Here is an 18868-nt window from a genome sequence, read left to right on the forward strand (position 1 = left end):
CCCTCTTATAACTTATCAATATTTATACAATTTTTCGTGTGGCCTAAAAGTCGACTAGGCGGGCGGTAGGGGCGTTGTAGGTGCGAAAACACATCGAACGTGTTTGTTCACAGCAACGATTCCGCGGGGTGGCTGCGTCACAGTTTGTGGCGACGCGTTTCGATATCGGTGCCGTCGACCGTGAGGCTCCAGACGGACGGTGCGGCGGGCGAGGGGTTGGTGCTGATGTCTTCCGTCGCCCCAGCGTACAGGAACTCGCCGTTCGCCCAGTCCGGGCGCTCCGGGTCGTGGAGATGCCCCGAGACGACGTACTCGAAGCCGCCCGCGCGACCCGCGATTTCGTTCAGGTCGACATCCGCGTTCGCGCGAAACGGCGCGAGCGTCTGGTGGAGCGCGAGAATAGAAACCGAATTCGGCGTCGTCGCCGGGACTGTCACCTCGTCGACGTCGAACGACGACCCCGGTCGGTAGTCGTACCCGTAGACGGTCACACCATCGGCGACCGCCGTGCCGTCCGTATCGAGGTGGGTCGCGACGCCCAGTCGTTCCCACCGCCGGAGCAATCGTCTGCCGCGGTCGCACTCGTGGTTCCCGAGGATGTAGTGAAACCCGATGCCTGCCTCGCTAAGTCGCTCGAAGGCGGCCTCGATCATCTCGCAGTCGGACTCGGTCACGCTATCGTGAAACACGTCACCGGTGTGGACGATGCAGTCCGCGTCGGCGGTCACGGCGGTTTCGACCGCTTCGCGGAACCTCCCCGCACAGTCGATGGCCCGGTAGGCCTTGCTCGGGTGGTCCGCGCGCCCGACGTGGCTATCACCCATGACCATCACCCGACACTCGTGTGACGCGTCGAGGCGGTCGGCGCTCCACTTTCCGGAGCTGTGGAGTTTCTTCTTCCTGCCGTCGTCCCACACCTGCCCGTACCCACCCCGGATTTCGTACGCTGCGCCCGCCTCCCACTCGGTCAACGGGTCGTGTTTCTGCCAGATATCGAGGTCGAACTCTTTCCCCGTCGAGTCCGCGACGGTGAGCTGCCAATCCAGCCGCTCGCCGTCGTGGTGGGTGGCGTCGACGACGGTCACCTCGATGCGGTCGAGAAACGAACGGTCCCGAATCGCCTGCCACGTGGTCATGGGCCGATGACTGGGCCGACCCGTTTCACGGTTCCGGAGCGCGGCTCGTGACCACGCCGTTCTCGATTCGGATTCTAGCTACTCGGAGACTAGCGACTCATCGAGAGTCTGACTACCGCCCGGGCCACCAGTTTATATTTATTCACAGCGTAACTGGCGTATGGTCATTCTCGTCCCGTTCGACGGGTCGACACTCTCCAGAACGGCACTTCTCCACGCGTCTCGGTCGGCAGGCCTCTATAACGAAGCGCCGCTCGCGGTCACCGCCATTCCGGACGGAAACGCGGACTACGCCCGGCGGAAGGGGTGGCTCACCGAGTCCGAGTCGTTCGATAGGAAGACCATCGTCTCACGCCTCCGCGAACAGGTCGCCGAACTCGCTCCCGACGCCGACTTCGAGTACGTCCTCGTCGACGCCCACGCACCCCCGGTACCATGTCGAATCGCATCCGCCAGCTAGCCCGCGCTCGCGACGCCGCGGCCATCTTCGTCGGGAGCGAGAACGCGGGGTTCAGTCGCCTCGGGACCGAAAGCATCGGCGGCCGCGTCGCTTTCGAGAAGGACCGCGACATCGCGATTATCAGGAATCCGTTGCCGGAAGCCGAGGCTGACACGACCGCGGGGCGGGTTCCGTGAGCGAACGACGTGAGCGAACGGGCCAAGAGCCGACCGAAGGGAGGCTCGCAGGCTTTTAATCGAGCTTTTACAAGCGAGCGAAGCGAGCGCAGTAAAAGCTCGTAGTGCGCCGGCCGGGAGTCCCGCGAACGAACGAAGTGAGCGAGTGGGACTACGGGCGGCGCACGAACGAAGTGAGTGCGCCGGCCGGGATTTGAACCACGGTCGTTTCGCTCGCTCCGCTCGCGTCACTCCCTGATTCAAATCCCTCTGGGCGATTTTCCTCGCTTCGCTCGGAAAATGCGCCGGCCGGGATTTGAACCACGGTCGTTTCGCTCGCTCCGCTCGCGTCACTCCCTGATTCAAATCCCTCTGGGCGATTTTCCTCGCTTCGCTCGGAAAATGCGCCGGCCGGGATTTGAACCACGGTCGTTTCGCTCGCTCCGCTCGCGTCACTCCCTGATTCAAATCCCTCTGGGCGATTTTCCTCGCTTCGCTCGGAAAATGCGCCGGCCGGGATTTGAACCCGGGCCATGAGCTTGGAAGGCTCAGGTCCTACCACTAGACCACCGGCGCGCATCCGTCGATTCAGGGCGGTGGGATAAGGCAGTTACGTTTGTGCCTAGTCGTCGGCCGGCGACTCCACCTCGCCCTCGCGAAACGCTCGCGCCGTCTCGCGGAGCGACTGGGAGACAGCAGGCACCTCGTCGGCGTCGACGGAGCCGTACTGTTCGATGTCCTCGACGCTCCGGGGGAACGGGCGGAGGTCCATGTGGGCGGCGATGCCGGCTTTCGCACCCTGCCCCATCGCCACCGGAATCTGGTTGTGGCCGGGGACGATGTCACCGACGGCGTAGACGCCGTCGACGCTCGTGCGCCCGTGGTCGTCGACGGCGACGGTGCCGTCGTCGTTCACGTCACAGCCGAGGTCGATTGCGAGTTCGTTGTTGTAGTTCGAGCCGTACATCGGGAACCCGCCGCGGTACTCGCGGACGGTGCCGTCCTCGAACTCGAAGCTCTCCAGCCAGCCGTCGTCGCCGCGGGTCATGCCCGTGATGTCCTCGTGAATCACGTCGATAGGGTGGGCGCGGAGCATCCGGTCGGTTTCCTCGCTCCACGTCGGGTCGTCGCCGCGGGTGAGGAGGTCCACCTCGTCGGTGAAGTTGAGCATAATCATGGCGACGTAGGCGGCGCTGTCGCCGTGGCCCATCACGTAGACGGACTCGTCGACGAACATGTAGGCGTCACAGTGGAGACAGTAGTGCAGGCCACGACCCGTCGGCGGGAGCGGCGGGTCGGGCTCGGCATCGCTGAACCCGGTGGCGAGGACGACCTGTTTCGTGGTGAGGGCCTCGTCGTCGACGTGGAGCGTGAAGTGGTCGCCCTCGTCGTCGACGTCGCTCACGAAGCCACGCTGGTAGGTAGCGCCGTAGGCCTCGACCTGCGCTTGGGCGGTCTGGAGGAACTCGACGCCGGAGGTGTCCTCGGTGACGCCGATGACGTTGTGGGTGTCCTGCATCATCGCGGCGCGGCCGCCGCCGCGGTTCACGATGAGCGTATCGAGGCCGAGACGGGTGGTGTAGAGCGCGGCGGTCAGTCCCGCCGGGCCGCCGCCGACGACGGCGACGTCGTAGTCGGTGTCGGGCTGGATGTCGCTGTCGGTCATGGGGGGTACTACTGCTGCCGGGGGGTTAAGTCCTGTACGTCTGTGCGCGCTGTCGACCCAGTCGTCAGGGGCCGACCACCGCGTAGCAGTTTCCGCTCGATTCGAATCGCTCGTGGACGGTGAGCGCGCTCATCGCGAGGTCACGGTCGAACTCGTCGGGGTCGTAGACGTGGTAGTATCGCGGCACCGTCTCGCCACCGGGGAGCGTCCAGTCGACGGTCGTATCGAACCCCTCATCGGCGTCGAAGCGGTCGTGGGTCGTGCTCCAGACGCCGAGGAGCGCCCGTCCGTCGGCGGCGAGGACGCGCGCGAGTTCGTCGAGCGAGTCGACGCGAGTCGACCGCGGGCGGAGATGATGGAGGGTGGCGACGTACACCGCGAGGTCGACGGTTGCGTCTCGAATCGGGAGCGTGGCGGCGTCGCCCTGCACGAGATGGGCGTCGAAGCCGCTGGCGGCCTGTCGGCGGCGGGCAGTCTGCAGGAGTCCCCGACTCACGTCGAGCGCGACGACGCGAGCGGCGCTCGTCGCGAGCACTTCGGCGTGGCGACCGTTGCCACAGCCGATATCGAGCGCCAGTCCGGCCGGCTCCGCGTCGGCGACGAAGGACTCTATCTCCGGCCACGGGTACTCCCGCGTCGCGGCGAAGTGGTCCGCGATGCGGTCGTAGGTGGCCTGCGGGTCGCGCGTCATACCGATGCTCGACCCGGGAGGGATATATACTGTTGGCCGACGCGCTCAGAGGAGGAGAAACGCGAACACGACGAACGTGAGGGCCAACAGGCCGGTGGCGTGTTTGACGCCGTCGGCGATGCCCCCTTCGGCGAGTTGACCGGCGATGAGACCGGAACAGACGGCCTGAATCGCCGAGATGTGGAAAAACAGGATCTCGTACGCGTTGGTGTCCACGGACGACCCGCTGAACGCGCTCGTGACGCCGGTGCCGGTACCGGGAGCGCCCGGCGAGAGCGACCCGGTCGCCCCGCCGCCCGTCTGCTGGACCGCGGGGATGAACGCGACGGTCAGAGCGACGATGATGCCGAGGAAGACGAACACCGAGATGTAGATGACGAGGATGTAGGTGAGCATCTCCTGTCGTCGCTCGCGCTGGAGGCGCTGGGTGGATTTGGCCTCGTCGGCGGCGATGCGAAGGACGGGCGCGATGTCGCCGCTCGCGCGCATGGCGTTCGTGATGAGCGTGACCGACTGCGCGACCATCCGGACGCGGGTTCGGGCGGCAAAGCGGTTCAGGGCGGTGCTGACGTCCGCTCCCCAGCGAACGTCCTGCCACGTGCGGTCTATCTCGTCTTCCAGTCCGCCGAGGTCGGTGTCGGCGATGCGGTGGAGGCTCTCGACGATGCTCATCCCCGCCTCGTTGACACTCGCGAGACGGTCGAGGAAGTCGGGGACCGCCCGCTCGATGGCGCGGACGCGTCGCTTGTGTGTCTCGTGAAGCAGGGCAAACACCGTCATGGCGAGCAGGCTGGCCTCGATGACCGGGCCGTCGAGCGTCTGGAGCGCCGAGGGGCCGAGCGGAATCGGCACCGAGCGATAGAACACCCAGAGGACGCCGAGCGGCACCGTGACGGCGAAACTGACCCACGGCTGTTCGAGGACGGTCCGCAGCGGGTCGTTCGCCCACCGACGCAGCACCCGGAAGCGGTCGTAGGCGGCGAGTCGCTCGGCGTTAGGGAGCCACCCGTCGGCCGTCGCCCCGCCGTCGGACCGCGGAACCGCCGTCGATAGGTTCTCGGGCACCCCCGTCGCCGCCGCGATGTCGCGACCGACCTCTCGCGTACCCGTCTCGTCCTGCGTCAGGCTGTCGATGTAGACGATGAAGCCCGCGCTTGCGAGCGGGATGCCGGCGTAGCCGACGAACCGAACGACGCCGAGCGTATCCTCGATGACGAGCCCGATGACGACGAGGACGGTGATGAAAAAGAGCGGGCCGGCGACGAGGACGGTGACGTATATCTCGGCGAGCGTCGAGACGAGTTCGAGATACTGCTCCTGTTGGGCCTCGGCTTCCTCCTGATACCGCTCGTACTGCCCGCGGAGAAACTCAGAGAGGTTGCGCCCGCTCCCGAGGACGCTCGCGAGGTTGTCGGAGAACTCCGAGAGCCCCTCGCTCGGTGTCCGGTCCGCAGTCCGCCGAATCGCCGTCAGGATGTCCGTCGAGAAGGTGTTCATGTCGCGCACCGCGACGCCAACCTCGCGCGCGGCCTCGCCGTAGATGTCCTCGTTTCGGGAGAGCGTCTCCAGCACCGTCGGGAACGGCATCCCGCTCCGCGAGAGCGCGTAGACGAAGGCGATGGTACGCGGCAGCGTCGCCTCGATTTCGCTCCCCCGAGCGCTCGATAACTGGTCGAGATACGCCCACCGCGCCCAGTACGTGATGGCACCGAGCGTCGACCCGACGGTCGCCCCAAAAAAGAGAAAGAGGACGAACAGGCCGAGCAGCGTCAGGTCTTGGAGGCGGGTGAGGCCGCCGAGAAAGGAGAGCGCCGGGGGGACGGCGGCGAGAATCGACTCGCGGCTGATAGCGAGCAAATCGACCAGCCACGTAGCGACGTAGACGCCGAGAATGGCACCGGCCACCCCCGCGAGGCCGCTGATGAACAGGGTTCGCGAGGCGAAGACGCGGTGGGTGGTTCCGATGTGGGTCGCGTGTAGGCGCTCTTGTTGCCAGTCGCGCCGAGGGCTCTGCTCGACGTAGTCGCCGAAGATGGGGACGGCCAGTCGCGAGATGAACAGGCTCGCTCGCTCGCTGACCGGTGACAGCACGATGGGGAGGACGAGGAGGGCGACGACGAGAAGCGGCGCGAGCGTTCCAATCACGGGCTGGCACCGTCGGCGACGGTTTCGATGCGTTCGAGGACGCGGTCGGCGTCGTCGTAGTACTCGTTGACGAGCGCCGTGAACTGGCGGTAGTCCGTAATGTCGCGGTCCTGCAGGGCGCGGAGGAACCGCCGTCGGTTCTTGAGTTCCTCAAGTAGTTGGGTTCGCGTCCACCCGCGTTCGTCCTGAATCTCGTCGAGGAGGGAGCTGTCCTGTCGGTCGAACGTGTCGGTGTCGGCGTCCCACGTGAAGGCGTTCGAGTAGTCGAGTTCGCCCGTCCGCTGGTCGATGCCACCGATTTCGCTGATGGCGTTGCTCCGGCGGACCCGTTCGCCGTCGAGCCGGGTGAGTCGCTGGACCGAGAGCAAATCGAGCGACTGAATCATCGCTCGGGGGACGTTGATGGGTTCGTTCTCCAGCCGGTTGATGACCGTCTCGATGCTGTCTGCGTGCATCGTCGAGAACGTCGTGTGGCCCGTGTTCATCGCCTGGAAGAGCGTCACCGCCTCGTCGCCCCGCACCTCGCCAACGATGATGTACTCGGGGCGGTGGCGGAGCGCCGAGCGCAACAGGTCGTACATGTCGATGTCGGCGCCCTCGTGGAGTCGCTCCCGCGTCACGCTCGACAGCCAGTTGTCGTGATACAGCGACAGTTCGCGGGTGTCCTCGATGGAGAACACCTTCGAGCGCGGCGGGATGAACATCGACACCGCGTTCATCGAGGTGGTCTTCCCCGACGCCGTCCCGCCGGCGAAGATGAGCGACTTGTTGTGCTCGATGGCGAGCCACAGATACGCCATCTGGTCGACGTTGAAGGTGCCGTAGTTGATGAGGTCGATGGGGGTGAACGGCTCGTCGGCGTACTGCCGGATGGTAAAGGCTGAGCCACGAGGAGTCACCTCCTCGCCGAGGGCGAGTTCGATTCGCGAGCCGTCGGGCAGGGTCGTTCCGACGACGGGGTCACCGACGCTGATGTGGCGGCCCGACTGCTGGGCCAACTGCACCACGTAGTTGTCGAGTTCGTCCGAGTCCTCGAAGACGATGTTCGTCTCGATGTCGGTGTAGTCGTCGTGGTAGACGAAGATGGGGAGGTCGTAGCCGTCACACGAGATGTCCTCGATGTGGGGGTCGTGCATCAGCGGGTCGATGCGGCCAAACCCCTGAAACCCCCGCACGAGGTAGTAAAACAGCTTGTAGTAGGTGTGCATATCCACCTCGACACCGTACTCCTCCAGTAGCGACTCCAGTTCCGTCGCCAGCACCGATTCGTCGGGTTCGTCCTCGCCGTCGCGGTAGAGCAACGGGTCGCGGATGTCGGTCAGCACTCGGTCGCGGAGCCGCGACTCGAAGGGGTTCAGGTCGGGTTCGACCGCGTGATACAGGTTCTTGCTCTCCTCCGTATCGCGCGTGACGACGATGTACGCGAAGGGGGCGTTCACCCAGTAGCGGTCGAGTTCGTCGTGTCCCGGCGGGCACTCGAAGTGCGCGAGCGGGCCGTCTTCGTCGGGGCGAAAGGGGCGGACGTCGAGCGCCGACCCACGGAGCATCTCGTACGTTCGGGTGAGCCGTCGTCGGAGCCCACCGAACCGTCCGTCGGTTCTCGACGCCGCGTCCTCTGACATCGTTCGTCGGCGGTATGCGAGGCGGTCACTTAAACATGCGCCCGCGGGCCGCCGTAGCGACGCGCGGACCGTTGCCCCACAATCATAAAGAGACGGCGACGAAATACTCCATATCGATGGCATACTCGACCCCCGGCGTGGTCCCGGTCGACGAGTTCCCACCGGGCACCTCGATTCTGGTCGCCGGGCCTCCGCTCACACGCAAGCGCGACCTCATGATTGACCTCCTCGGCAACGGCGACGACGAGGGGGCCGTCATGGTGACGACGAAGATGGGCGCCGGGAAACTGCTGGAACTGTTTCGGGAGCGAAACGGCGAGCATCCCGCCGACCGGCTCAACGTCGTCGACTGCGTGACCAAAGAGCGCGGTATCGGGCAAGTTCGCGAGACTGAGACCACCTCCTATCTCTCCTCGTCGCGTGACTTGACCGGTCTCAGCATCGAACTGTCCGGGCTGTTTCAGGACTACCACGCGTCGGGGGACCCGATGCGATTCGGCGTTCACTCTCTCTCGACGTTTCTCATGTATCACAACCTCCAGCGCGTCTATCGGATGGTCCACGTCCTGAGCGGGCAGATAGAGAGCGCGGGCGCACTCGGCGTGTTCGTCGTCGACTACCCGACCGACCGCGAACTCAACATGTTGAGCCAGCTGATAGACGGCGTCATCGAGACGCGAGAAACGGACGACGGCTGTGAACTCCGGCTTCGGGGCCTCGGTGGCCGGGGAGCGGGCTGGCAGCCCTACTGACGCATCGACACTTCGTCCAGCGCGTCGAGGCCGACTTCGACGAGCGTGTCAATCGAGGGTATCGCGTCGCCGTCGAACGTTATCGCGAGACCGGTGAACTCGTCGACCGGGAAGTGGAGGACGACGGCTTGGTCGAACTGCCGGACGACGGCGTTCATCTCGCCGAGCATCCGAAACTGGTCGCGTCCACCGCTGCCCAGCCCCTCGATGACGAGTTCTTTCACCTTCTCCTCGAACTCCTCGGGGGAGTACATCTCTCTCACGTCCGACCGGACGTAGACGAGTTCGTGGTCGTCGCCGCCGTACCACACCGCCAGTCGGAGACCGTCCGGTGTAATCGTCTGATAGCGCTCGACGAGCGACTGGGCGGCGTCTTGCATACGCGACAGGAGACACGGTCGAAACAAATACCTTTGTGCGAGAGTCGCCTGCTCCGACGGACAGGTTGGGAGGGACCCCACCCATCGCGAGCGCATCCGAACTGCTCGACGGTCTAGCCCACCCAGAATCCCGGGATGGCGTCGGTGTCGATATCGCCAATTCTGGCCCGGCACAACATTTAAATATCGGGTTCGCCACGACACTTATAATGGAACGTCCCAGCCGCCAACGTCAGCGGAGCCAAGAGACGGAACAGGAAGCGGACGAGTCCGTCGACTGCCCCGAGTGCGGGTCCGACAACATCGTTACGGACGCGGACCAGGGCGAACTCGTCTGTGACGACTGTGGGCTGGTAATCGACGAGCGACAAATCGACCGTGGCCCGGAGTGGCGGGCGTTCAACCACTCCGAGCGACAGAGCAAATCCCGCGTCGGGGCGCCGATTACGGAGACGATGCACGACCGCGGGCTGACGACGACCATCGACTGGAAGGACAAGGACGCCTACGGTCGCTCCCTCTCCTCGGAAAAACGCTCGCAGATGCACCGCCTGCGGAAGTGGCAGGAGCGAATCCGAACGAAAGACGCGGGCGAGCGCAACCTGCAGTTCGCGCTGAGCGAAATTGACCGGATGGCCTCGGCGCTCGGCGTGCCGCGGTCGGTGCGCGAGGTGGCGTCGGTCATCTATCGACGCGCGCTCAACGAAGACCTGATTCGCGGGCGCTCCATCGAGGGCGTCGCCACCGCCGCGCTCTACGCCGCCTGCCGACAGGAGGGCATTCCCCGCTCGCTCGACGAGGTGGCCGAAGTCTCTCGCGTCCCGCAGAAGGAAATCGGGCGCACCTACCGCTACATCTCACAGGAACTCGGTCTCGAACTCAAGCCAGTCGACCCCAAACAGTTCGTCCCCCGGTTCGCCTCGGCGCTCGAACTCAGCGAGGAGGTACAGGCCAAGGCGACCGAGATTATCGATGTCTCCGCCGAACAGGGCCTGCTCTCGGGCAAATCTCCCACCGGCTTCGCCGCCGCGGCCATCTACGCCGCGTCCCTGCTCTGTAACGAGAAAAAGACCCAGCGCGAAGTCGCCGACGTGGCGCAGGTGACGGAAGTCACCATCCGCAACCGGTATCAGGAGCAAATCGAAGCGATGGGCTTCCGCTAACGCCGGACGAACACGACTACTTCTCGGTTCCACAGCGATAGGCGGTAGGTGCTCGACTCGTAGCCCGTGAGTCGCGCCGAGAGCGCAGAGCGCTCGCTCGCGTCCGCGATGACGACGGGCGGGGTCTCCTCCATCGCATCCAGTTCGCTCATCTCACGAACCCCGCCCGTCTCGGCGCCCATCCGCTCCAGATACCACGGGAGCGGGAGCCGATTCCCCCACGCGTCGCTCACGGGGGGTTGCTCCGGGGTGTCGTCGTACGACGCGACGAACGTCGACCCGTAGAAGAGGACGTCGACGCCGTCGTTGCCCTCGATGGCCGCCGACACGTCGTCAACGAACGGGTTGAGGTCGTCGCCCGGTTGGGCGTGGTGAACCAGCGGGTTCGCCGTCGTCGTCGGGCCGTAGGCCGTCCCCGCGACGGCCGCCCCGAGTTGGCCGGCGAGCGCGAGTGCGAGGAGGGCCGCGACGGCGACGGTCACGGCGTCGTCGCGAGCGAGGCCCTGCGACCCGTAGCGAGCGAGGAGGCCGACGGCCGCGGCCGCGGGCACGACGGCCGGGGCGACCGTGTGGACGGTCAGCCATGCCGCGCTCTCCTCGGTGAGGACGGGAAAGACGAGTAGCGACGCGCCCGCCCAGTAGGCGTGGAAGGCGACGACCGGGCGGGTGTCGCCCGTCCCGTAGCGGTCGACGAGGAAGCCCACCGCCGCGAGGCCGACGACGACGGCCGACGCCCCGAGCAGCGTCTCGGCGTGCGCGCTCAGATAGGGGAGGAGTTCGTGTTCGCCACCTCGTCGCCGCCCGAGTATTCGGACGCCGTAAAACGCCCGCGCCGCGCCGACGAACGCGGCTTCGACGGTGCCGAGGGTCGGCCGAATCGACCCGTTCACGCGCGGCGCGTAGAAAAACAGGTGGACGGCCAGAAAGACGCCGAGCGCGCCGAGTCCCTCGCGAGTCGACCCGCGGAGGCGGCCGAGCAACGCGTCGATTCGGTCGCCGACGCCCTCGCCCTCGCCGACGAGTCGGCGCTGGTCGATGGTCAGCGCCGCCGCGGCCAGCACACAGAGGAGCGTCGCGACGACGAGCGCCGACGACGCGACGGCGAGGGCAAGCGCCGCGGCGCCGAGATAGCGGTAGCGCGCCGTCCGGTCGGCTGGCCCGTCGATAACCCGAATCGCACAGCCGACGACGACGAGCGAGAACACCGCGAGCGGAAGGTCGCCCCGGAGGAAGCGCCCGTAGTAGAGGAGCGCGGGACTGGCGGCGAGCAACCCGCCGAGTGCGACCGTCTCGGCGTCGCTCAAGCGGGGTCGGTAGAGGAGGGCGACGAGCGGCGACAGGCCGCCGACGACGGCGACGACGGCGCGGGCCGTAGCGTCTGTCGCGCCGACGAGGCCGAACACGTGGCGCTCGACGATGTAGAGGAAGGGGCCGCCGGCGATGGGGCGATATTCGAACGAGCCGCTGTCGAGATATCGGAGGCTCCAGTAGCCGACGCGCGCCTCGTCCCAGTGGAACGGGCGTGTCCCGAGGCCGACGAGGCGCGCGGCGAGAGCGAGGACGGTGACGACGGCGAGGGCGACGACGACCCGGTCGATGTCGACACCCGCTGACGAGTCGGCCGCGGACATATCGGTGCATCCCCCGGCCACCCGGTGAACCTTTCGGTACTGCCACCGACCGATACAAGCCGGCGGGGGACAGAGGGCGGGTATGGACCTGTTCGGAACCGCGGGCATCCGCGGGAGCGTGCGGACCGACGTGACGCCGGCCCTCGCGATGGCGGTCGGACGGGCGGTCGCTCGCGACGCCGACGCCGAGGACCCGGCTGTCGTCGTCGGCCGCGACGGGCGAACCTCGGGCGCCGCCCTCGCCGCCGCCGTCGAGGCCGGCGTGCTCTCGGGCGGCGCGACGGTCGAGCGCATCGGCGTCGTGCCCACCCCCGCGTTGGCCTTCGCGTCCCGTGGCCGCCACGGCGTGATGCTCACCGCCTCGCACAACCCGCCCGGCGACAACGGCATCAAGTGCTTCGTCGACGGCGTCGAGTACGACCGCGAGCGAGAGCGCGAGGTCGAGCGCCGAGTCGAGACGGACGCGCCGCCGGTCGAGTGGGACGAGTGGGGCGACACGCAGGCGACGGACGTACTCGACGACTACCGGTCCGCAGTCGTCGACTTCGCCCGCCAGTTCGGCGCGCCGCTCGACGGTCTGTCTGTCGTCGTCGACTGCGGCAACGGCATGGGCGCGCTCGCGACGCCCGCCGTCCTTCGGGCGCTCGGCGCCAGCGTCGAGGCGCTGCACGCGAACGTCGACGGCCACTTCCCCGGACGAGAGAGCAAGCCCACGCCCGAGTCGCTGACGGGCCTGTGTCGGTACGTCGCCGACGGCGACGCCGACCTCGGAATCGGGCACGACGGGGACGCCGACCGCATCGTCGTCGTCGACGGCGAGGGCGAAATCGTCCACGAGGACACCGTCCTCGCCATCCTCGCGGAGCGATACGTCCGCGCGAGCGACGCCGCCGATCCGGTGGTGGTGACGACGCCCAACGCCTCGGCGCGCATCGACGACCGGGTCACCGAGGCCGGGGGCCGGGTCGAGCGCGTCCGTCTCGGCGCGCTCCACGAAGGTATCGCGCAGGCCCGCGAAGCGGGCGGTACGGTCGTCTTCGCGGCCGAACCGTGGAAACACGTCCACCCCGCCTTCGGCGGCTGGATTGACGCCGTCGCCAGCGCGGCGGTGTTCGCCCGCCACGTCGCAAGCGAGGGGCTGTCCGAACTCCGCGCTCCCGTGGCGGAGCGACCCTATCGAAAGGTGAGCGTCGCCTGTCCCGACGACGCCAAAGGCGCGGCCATGGAGCGACTGCGGACGACGCTCCCGGAGGCGTTTCCCGAGGCGGCTGTCGACACCGAACACGGGGTTCGACTCGACCGGCCCGACGGGTCGTGGCTCCTCGTCCGCCCCAGCGGCACCGAGGCCTACGTCCGGCTCTACGCCGAGAGCGAGGCGGTCGACGAACTCGTGGCGACGGCGCGGGCGACAATCGAGCGCGCCGTCGAGGCGGCGACCGAGGGCGCCTGATTTCGTCGACTCCGTGGCGACGAAACGGGAATAAAGAGTTTTCCCACCGCGGGCGCGACACAGCACCAATGACCACCCACGAGTACGACGTCGTCGTCGTCGGGGCGGGCACCGCTGGCTGTTACGCCGCGGCGGCCCTCGCTCGCGCCGGCCTCGACGTCGTCGTCGTCGAGCGGAAAGACGAGGCGGAGGCCGGACACATCGCGTGTGGTGACGCGCTGAAAGGCGCCGACGCCTTCCCCGAGGCCATCCCCAAGTCGAAGATTCAAGACGCCTTCACGAACACGGGCGTCGACCACGGCCGATTCGAACTCCCGCAACACGACACGGTGCTCGACATCCCGATTCCGGGCGAACTCGCCGTCATCGACCGCTGGGAGTACGGCCGCCGCATCATCGACGGCGCCGCCGAGGCGGGCGCCGACTTCCACTACGACACCGTCGTTCAGGACGTGTTGCAGGACGGCGCTCGCGTCACCGGCGTTCGCGCGATTCGGAAGGGCGACCCCGTCACCTACGAGGCACGGGTCACCATGGACGCCGCGGGCGCGCTCTCAATCCTGCAGGACAAGGCCGACTTCGACGAGGCCACCTTCGACACCAACGTCTCGTACTCCCAGTTCTGCTCGGCGTACCGCGAAATCGTGGAGGTGCCCGAACCGGTCGAGTGGGACGACGCTCTGGTGTTCAAGCCCACGGAGCGGGCCGCCGGCTACCTCTGGTACTTCCCGCGGACGAGCACGACCATCAACGCCGGCCTCGGCTTCCAGATGACCGAGGAGCCGATGAAACTGGTGCAGGACCTGCGCTACGACCTGCAGAACCGTCCGGAGTTCGAGGGTGCGTCGGTCGAGGACAAACTCGGTGGCGCCCTGCCCACGCGGCGCCCGTACGACTCCGCGGTGGCGCCGGGCTTCGTCGCCGTCGGCGACGCCGCGGGCCACGTCAACCCGACGACCGGCGGCGGCATCGCCGGCGCGGCCTACGCCGGCACCTACGCCGCCGAGGCCATCATCGACGCCATCGACGACCCCACCGAGGCCGCGCTCTGGGAGTACAACGAGCGCGTGATGGACCACTTCGGCGGGCGCTACGCCGGTCTCGACGTCTACAACGTCCTCTCGACGGCTGTCGACGTCGACGACCTGATGGGCCTACTGGCCGCGCTCCCGGGCGAGAAACTCGCCGAGGCGCTCTACTCCGGGTCCACCTCGATGGGCCTCGCGCTGAAGGTCAAGAGCGCGATACAGAGCTTCGGCTACTGGGGCACCATCATCGACTTCTACCGGACGAAACGGCTGGCCGAGGACCTGATGGACCGCTACGACGAGTACCCGAGCCACCCGTCGGAACTCGCGTCGTGGCAGTCCGACCGCGACACCGTCATGGAGCAGGTGTACGAGACGACGGGCGCCGAGCCGAAGTACTAGCTACTCGCCCACTCTGCTCTGGGGCCTGTTTTCAGTCACCGTTCGCTACGTTACGTTATCCTCTACGGCGCACTAAACACCGGTTGCTCGTATGATTTATAACTGAAGGATGAAATATATACAACATGATTGGCGGAATTGGGCCTCAGGTGTGGGACCTCGTTCAGCAGTGGACACCATCCGAGACATACGACCATGAACGCAAGTATCAGGCTGAGTTGCAGGAGTATCTAGACGGACAGCTAAATGAGGGGAGTAGCATGGGTCTCGGAATGGGTGGTCAGCGTAACTATGCTGTCAGTACGGAACGTGGCACTGCACGTGGCGACGTTGTTGTGAACGATACTGTCGGCATAGAATTGAAACGAAATTTTTCCAACAATCAGAAGCGGAAACTCCGTGGGCAACTCGAAGATTACGGTGACAACTACGATTTCGTTATCGCCTGCGCGTGTGGTGTTGAGGATACTGACGGGTGGCGCGAGGTCCAGAACAAATTCACCGGGAATCAGCGTGGAATGTTCGATATGACCGAGTTCCGATTCATAATCAAACGGCGAGAGGATTTCGGAAAGCGGCGTGACGGCGACGGCGATGGGTTGTTCGGCAGCGGTAGCCTATTCTGATCATGCTAGCGTTGACTCCGATTTTCGACAGGCTGTATTATGCAGACGCTCTATATCTCACTCTGTGCTAGTCGCTCGACCGACTCGGAGAACACGTCGATGGCGATACCGATGGTTTCCTCGTCGACGTCGAACGTCGACGTGTGATGCCCGCCGGGGTGGTCGGTGCCGACACAGACGTACGACGCCAGCCCGCCCCGTTCTTGGACGTGTCGCATGAGATAGGTGGCGTCCTCGCTCCCGCCCAGACTGTCGCTGCCGAGGACGGAGTCGACACCCGGCGTCGTCTCGGCGACGGCGCCGACGAGGGCGGCGAGTTCGCCGTCGCTTTTTCCGCCCGGTGCTCGCCCCTCGCCGACCACCTCCACCTCGCAGTCGTGCATCTCGGCGGCGGCCCGGAGGATGCGCTGGGCGTGGTCGTCGACGTACTCCATGAGTTCGGTCGTCTCGCCCCGCACCTCGCCCTCGATGAAGGCGTCTTCGGGGACGATGTTGGAGGCGGTGCCGCCGCCGACGCGCCCGGCGTTGACGCGGGTCGCACCGTCATGATGCCGGGGGATGGCGTAGAGGTTCTGAATCGCCGTCGCCATCGCCTGCACGGCGTTGCGGCCGCGCTCCGGGTGGCCGCCGGCGTGGGCGGTGGCCCCCGCAAACGTCGCCCGAAAGTGGCTCACGGCGAGGAAGCCGTCGACGCCGGCGACGACTTCGCCCGTCGGGTGGTCGAGGCCGACGTGGAGGGCAAGCAGGTAGTCGACGTCGTCGAGGTGGCCGCCCTCGGCCATCGGCTCGCCGCCGGCGATGGCCTCCTCGCTCGGCTGGAAGAATACCTTGAGCGTGCCGGAAAAGTCGCTGTCGGCGATGGCGTCGACGACGCCGACGCCGACGGTGGCGTGGGCGTCGTGCCCGCAGGCGTGCATGAATCCCTCGTTCTCGGAGCGGAAGCCGTCGGCGGCGGGCCGGTGTGACGGGTCGTCGGCCTCCGTGATTGGGAGGGCGTCGATGTCGACGCGGACCCCGACCGTCGGCCCCTCGCCCCGTTCGAGGACGGCCACGAGGCCCGTGTAGCCGCCGTCGAGGCGGTCGACCACGTCCTCGCGAGCGCCGGCGTCGACGGCGAGCCGTGCCCACTCGTCGAGTTCGGCGTCGTCGGGGACGCCCCGCCGGTCTTCGGCCAGTACCTCGGGGCCGACGTAGAGGCCGTCGAGCGGTCGCGTTTCGAGTTCGTCGACGAGGCGCGCGGTGGTGTAGAACTCGCGCCACGCTGGTTCGGGGTGTCGGTGGAGGTCACGGCGAAGGTCGAGCAAGTCGTCGGCTACGTCCATGCTCCGCACACGGACGGCGGGCGGCATAAGTTGTCGGCCGCGGCGTTCCGGTTCCTTTTACTCGGTTCGGCCGGGATACGCGAGCGACATGAGCGAGCACGACCTCCCGGACGAACCGGCCGACGTATCCCGCGTCGAGTTCTACGGCGGGCGAGGGGTTAGCGCCCTCCCGCTCGCGATATTCATCGTGTGGGCCATCGTCCAGAGCGGCCTCCTCGGCATCGGCGACACGTCTGGACTAGTCATCGGCATGCTCGTCGGCCTCATCGTCGGCATGCTGTTCGTGAAGGGCAACTGGAAGACCTACGCCGACGTCATCTTCGAGGGGATGACCCAGCGCGTGGCGGCCACCGCCGTCGTCGCGTGGCTCTGGGCTGGGATGTTCGCCGACACGATTCAGGCCGGCGGCTTCGTCGACGGCCTCGTGTGGGCCGCGGGCGCCGCCGACGTCGGCGCCGCGCTCTTTCCCGCACTCACCTTCATCTTCGCCGCCCTCCTCGCGACGGGCATCGGCACCGGCTACGGCACCGCCGTCGCCTTCACCAGCCTCGTCTTCCCCGCGGGCGTCCTCCTCGGCGCCGACCCCGTCCTCCTGTTCGGCGCCATCCTCTCGGGCGCCGTCTTCGGCGACAACCTCGCGCCCGTCTCCGACACGACCATCGTGAGCGCGGTGACACAGGACGCCGACATCGGCGGCGTCGTCGCCTCGCGGTTCAAGTACGCCATCGTCGCCGCCGTCCTCGCGCTTGCCAGCTACATTATCGCCGGGAACGCGATGGCGGGCGAACCCCTCGACGTGGGCGCACAGGCCACCAGCGGCGCCGGGCCGCTCGGCCTCGTCCACCTGCTTTCGATTGCCGTCGTCATCGGCACCGCCGTGCAGGGCCGACACATCATTGAGGCGGTTTCGTGGGGACTGTTGACCTCAATCGCGCTGAATCTCGTCCTCGGCCTCGCGCCCGCGTCGGCGATGCTCGTCTTCCGCTCGACGTCCGAATCTGGCATCGCGGCGACGCTCGACACGCTTCCCGTCTTCGGGTCGATAGTCGAGGTGGTGCCCGACGCCACCAGCACCGTCGGCGGGAGCCTCTACACCGGTGCGCTCGGCTTCTTCCCGCTCATCGTCCTCGTCTTGCTCATCGTCGGCGCGGCGCAGGTGATGCGTGCCGGCGGTGGCTTCGCCGCCATCGAGGAGTGGTTGCTCGAACACGTCGCGACCACCGTCCGCCGCGCGGAGACGACGATGGTCATCGGCACCGCCATCGTCAACGCGACCATCACCATCAACACCGCGGCGGAAATCGCCATCGCGCCCTTCATCCGCACCCTCGGCCAGCGGTTCAACATCAACGGCTACCGGCGCGCGAACATCCTCGACGCCAACACCTCCGCGCTGGGCTACATCTTCCCGTGGGGCGGGGGCGTGCTCGCGGGCTACGCCGCCATGACCCAACTCCCCCAGCAGTTCGACTGGTTCACCGAAGCAATGCTCGCCAATCCCGCCGCCGTCTGGCCCTACGTCTTCCACGGCTGGTTCCTCGTCGCCGTCTTCCTCGTCGCGGCGTGGACCGGCTACGGGCTGGAGTACGTGCCCGACCGACAGAGCGAGGAGGTGGCTCGCGTATGAACCTCCGCAAACTCGTCGCCGGCTTGACTTTCCGGACGAACACGCCGGCCTACGAGTCGGGCGACGAACTGACGGCCTTCGTCACGGGCTACGCGGACGGCGCGGCGCTGGTCCGCATCGGCGACACGGTGCTGACGCTCTCTGATGCACCGTCGGGACTCGTCGACACCCTCGTGAGAATTCGCGTGACCGAGTTCGACACCGCCGACTCGACCGGTCGCGCCGAGTTGCTGGACGTACTGGACTGACCCGCGGCTACTCCTGTTGGTGGCCGAGCGGCTTCTTGCGGTCGACTTCGATTTCGACGTGGACGTGGTCCGGAAACTCCATGTGGCCGACCCGGCCGGCCACCTCGTCGTTGCCGTGGATTTCGAGGCGGCGCGTGTAGGTGGAGTAGTCCCACGACTCGAACTGATTGCCGGGGACGAGCGAGCGATACTGCGGGACGGTGAGTCGTTGCGGCGGTGCGGAGTGGGGACCCTTGCACTCGGCGCCTTTCCGCTCGACCATCTCCTTGATATCCGTCACGAGCGACTCGAGGGCGTCCCGGTCGCCGCTCTGGAAACTGAGTTTGGTGACGAAGGCCATCGTTACCCCCTACTGCGCGCTCGA

General features: G+C 66.8%; 18 protein-coding genes and 1 tRNA gene. 9 read left to right on the forward strand and 10 right to left on the reverse strand.

Going from position 1 to position 18868, the window contains the following annotated elements; all coding sequences use genetic code 11:
• Window positions 1-137: 137 nt before the first annotated feature.
• Window positions 138-1136, reverse strand: a complete 999-nt coding sequence (locus ACQUSQ_RS01745; protein WP_435066776.1) for a metallophosphoesterase — start codon at window positions 1134-1136, stop codon at window positions 138-140.
• Between the two features lie 160 nt (window positions 1137-1296).
• On the opposite strand from ACQUSQ_RS01745, the gene ACQUSQ_RS01750 reads away from it, so the two are divergent.
• Together ACQUSQ_RS01750 and ACQUSQ_RS01755 are read left to right on the forward strand one after the other, a co-directional pair.
• Window positions 1297-1596 carry a universal stress protein gene (locus ACQUSQ_RS01750; protein ID WP_435066777.1) on the forward strand — a complete coding sequence of 100 codons (300 nt, stop codon included), beginning with the start codon at window positions 1297-1299 and terminating at the stop codon, window positions 1594-1596.
• Window positions 1572-1772, forward strand: coding sequence for a hypothetical protein (locus ACQUSQ_RS01755; protein ID WP_435066778.1), 201 nt, complete (start codon window positions 1572-1574; stop codon window positions 1770-1772). The genes ACQUSQ_RS01750 and ACQUSQ_RS01755 overlap by 25 nt, the downstream gene beginning before the upstream one ends.
• Window positions 1773-2256: 484 nt before the next feature.
• On the opposite strand, the gene ACQUSQ_RS01760 is transcribed toward ACQUSQ_RS01755, so the two are convergent.
• The 5 genes from ACQUSQ_RS01760 to ACQUSQ_RS01780 all read right to left on the reverse strand — a co-directional run bounded on the left by ACQUSQ_RS01760 (window position 2257) and on the right by ACQUSQ_RS01780 (window position 7875).
• Window positions 2257-2327, reverse strand: a tRNA-Gly gene (locus ACQUSQ_RS01760).
• 46 nt (window positions 2328-2373) lie between these two features.
• Entirely contained in the window at window positions 2374-3417 is a 1044-nt protein-coding gene (locus ACQUSQ_RS01765) for an NAD(P)/FAD-dependent oxidoreductase (protein ID WP_435066779.1), read from the reverse strand.
• Between the two features lie 64 nt (window positions 3418-3481).
• Window positions 3482-4108 (reverse strand): class I SAM-dependent methyltransferase, encoded by a 627-nt coding sequence (locus ACQUSQ_RS01770; protein ID WP_435066780.1) that lies wholly within the window; start codon window positions 4106-4108, stop codon window positions 3482-3484.
• 45 nt (window positions 4109-4153) lie between these two features.
• Window positions 4154-6253: a type II secretion system F family protein gene (locus ACQUSQ_RS01775; RefSeq protein ID WP_435066781.1), complete on the reverse strand. Its 2100-nt coding sequence runs from the start codon at window positions 6251-6253 to the stop codon at window positions 4154-4156.
• Window positions 6250-7875, reverse strand: coding sequence for a type II/IV secretion system ATPase subunit (locus ACQUSQ_RS01780; RefSeq protein ID WP_435066782.1), 1626 nt, complete (start codon window positions 7873-7875; stop codon window positions 6250-6252). Before ACQUSQ_RS01780 ends, ACQUSQ_RS01775 begins: the two co-directional genes overlap by 4 nt.
• Window positions 7876-7991: 116 nt before the next feature.
• Here ACQUSQ_RS01780 and ACQUSQ_RS01785 point away from each other — a divergent pair, with 116 nt between their 5' ends.
• A complete protein-coding gene (locus ACQUSQ_RS01785; RefSeq protein WP_435066784.1) occupies window positions 7992-8627 on the forward strand; it encodes an RAD55 family ATPase in 636 nt (211 codons plus the stop codon).
• Here ACQUSQ_RS01785 and ACQUSQ_RS01790 read toward each other — a convergent pair.
• On the reverse strand, window positions 8621-9007 hold the full coding sequence (locus ACQUSQ_RS01790; RefSeq protein WP_435066785.1) for a hypothetical protein: 387 nt from the start codon (window positions 9005-9007) through the stop codon (window positions 8621-8623). The genes ACQUSQ_RS01785 and ACQUSQ_RS01790 overlap by 7 nt on opposite strands.
• A 209-nt stretch (window positions 9008-9216) precedes the next feature.
• On the opposite strand from ACQUSQ_RS01790, the gene ACQUSQ_RS01795 reads away from it, so the two are divergent.
• Window positions 9217-10170: a transcription initiation factor IIB gene (locus ACQUSQ_RS01795; protein WP_248896880.1), complete on the forward strand. Its 954-nt coding sequence runs from the start codon at window positions 9217-9219 to the stop codon at window positions 10168-10170.
• Here the strand turns inward: ACQUSQ_RS01795 and ACQUSQ_RS01800 are convergent.
• Window positions 10167-11801, reverse strand: a complete 1635-nt coding sequence (locus tag ACQUSQ_RS01800) for a flippase activity-associated protein Agl23 (RefSeq protein WP_435066786.1) — start codon at window positions 11799-11801, stop codon at window positions 10167-10169. The genes ACQUSQ_RS01795 and ACQUSQ_RS01800 overlap by 4 nt on opposite strands.
• Before the next feature lie 82 nt (window positions 11802-11883).
• On the opposite strand from ACQUSQ_RS01800, the gene ACQUSQ_RS01805 reads away from it, so the two are divergent.
• The 3 genes from ACQUSQ_RS01805 (at window position 11884) to ACQUSQ_RS01815 (ending at window position 15307) form a co-directional block, all read left to right on the forward strand.
• Window positions 11884-13251: a phosphomannomutase gene (locus ACQUSQ_RS01805; RefSeq protein ID WP_435066787.1), complete on the forward strand. Its 1368-nt coding sequence runs from the start codon at window positions 11884-11886 to the stop codon at window positions 13249-13251.
• 68 nt (window positions 13252-13319) lie between these two features.
• On the forward strand, window positions 13320-14681 hold the full coding sequence (locus ACQUSQ_RS01810) for a geranylgeranyl reductase family protein (RefSeq protein WP_435066788.1): 1362 nt from the start codon (window positions 13320-13322) through the stop codon (window positions 14679-14681).
• Between the two features lie 125 nt (window positions 14682-14806).
• Window positions 14807-15307 carry a hypothetical protein gene (locus ACQUSQ_RS01815; protein ID WP_435066789.1) on the forward strand — a complete coding sequence of 167 codons (501 nt, stop codon included), beginning with the start codon at window positions 14807-14809 and terminating at the stop codon, window positions 15305-15307.
• 50 nt (window positions 15308-15357) lie between these two features.
• Here ACQUSQ_RS01815 and ACQUSQ_RS01820 read toward each other — a convergent pair whose 3' ends face one another.
• On the reverse strand, window positions 15358-16629 hold the full coding sequence (locus tag ACQUSQ_RS01820; protein ID WP_435066790.1) for an amidohydrolase: 1272 nt from the start codon (window positions 16627-16629) through the stop codon (window positions 15358-15360).
• An 88-nt stretch (window positions 16630-16717) separates the two neighbouring features.
• Here ACQUSQ_RS01820 and ACQUSQ_RS01825 point away from each other — a divergent pair, with 88 nt between their 5' ends.
• Both ACQUSQ_RS01825 and ACQUSQ_RS01830 read left to right on the forward strand, forming a co-directional pair.
• Window positions 16718-18256 (forward strand): Na+/H+ antiporter NhaC family protein, encoded by a 1539-nt coding sequence (locus tag ACQUSQ_RS01825; protein ID WP_435066791.1) that lies wholly within the window; start codon window positions 16718-16720, stop codon window positions 18254-18256.
• Entirely contained in the window at window positions 18253-18504 is a 252-nt protein-coding gene (locus tag ACQUSQ_RS01830; RefSeq protein ID WP_435066792.1) for a DUF7513 family protein, read from the forward strand. The genes ACQUSQ_RS01825 and ACQUSQ_RS01830 overlap by 4 nt, the downstream gene beginning before the upstream one ends.
• A gap of 7 nt (window positions 18505-18511) precedes the next feature.
• Here the strand turns inward: ACQUSQ_RS01830 and ACQUSQ_RS01835 are convergent, their stop codons facing one another.
• Window positions 18512-18844: a 30S ribosomal protein S10 gene (locus ACQUSQ_RS01835; RefSeq protein WP_435066793.1), complete on the reverse strand. Its 333-nt coding sequence runs from the start codon at window positions 18842-18844 to the stop codon at window positions 18512-18514.
• Window positions 18845-18868 lie beyond the last annotated feature (24 nt).

The sequence above is a fragment of the Haloplanus sp. C73 genome (assembly GCF_051195115.1).
Taxonomy (GTDB): Archaea; Halobacteriota; Halobacteria; order Halobacteriales; family Haloferacaceae; genus Haloplanus.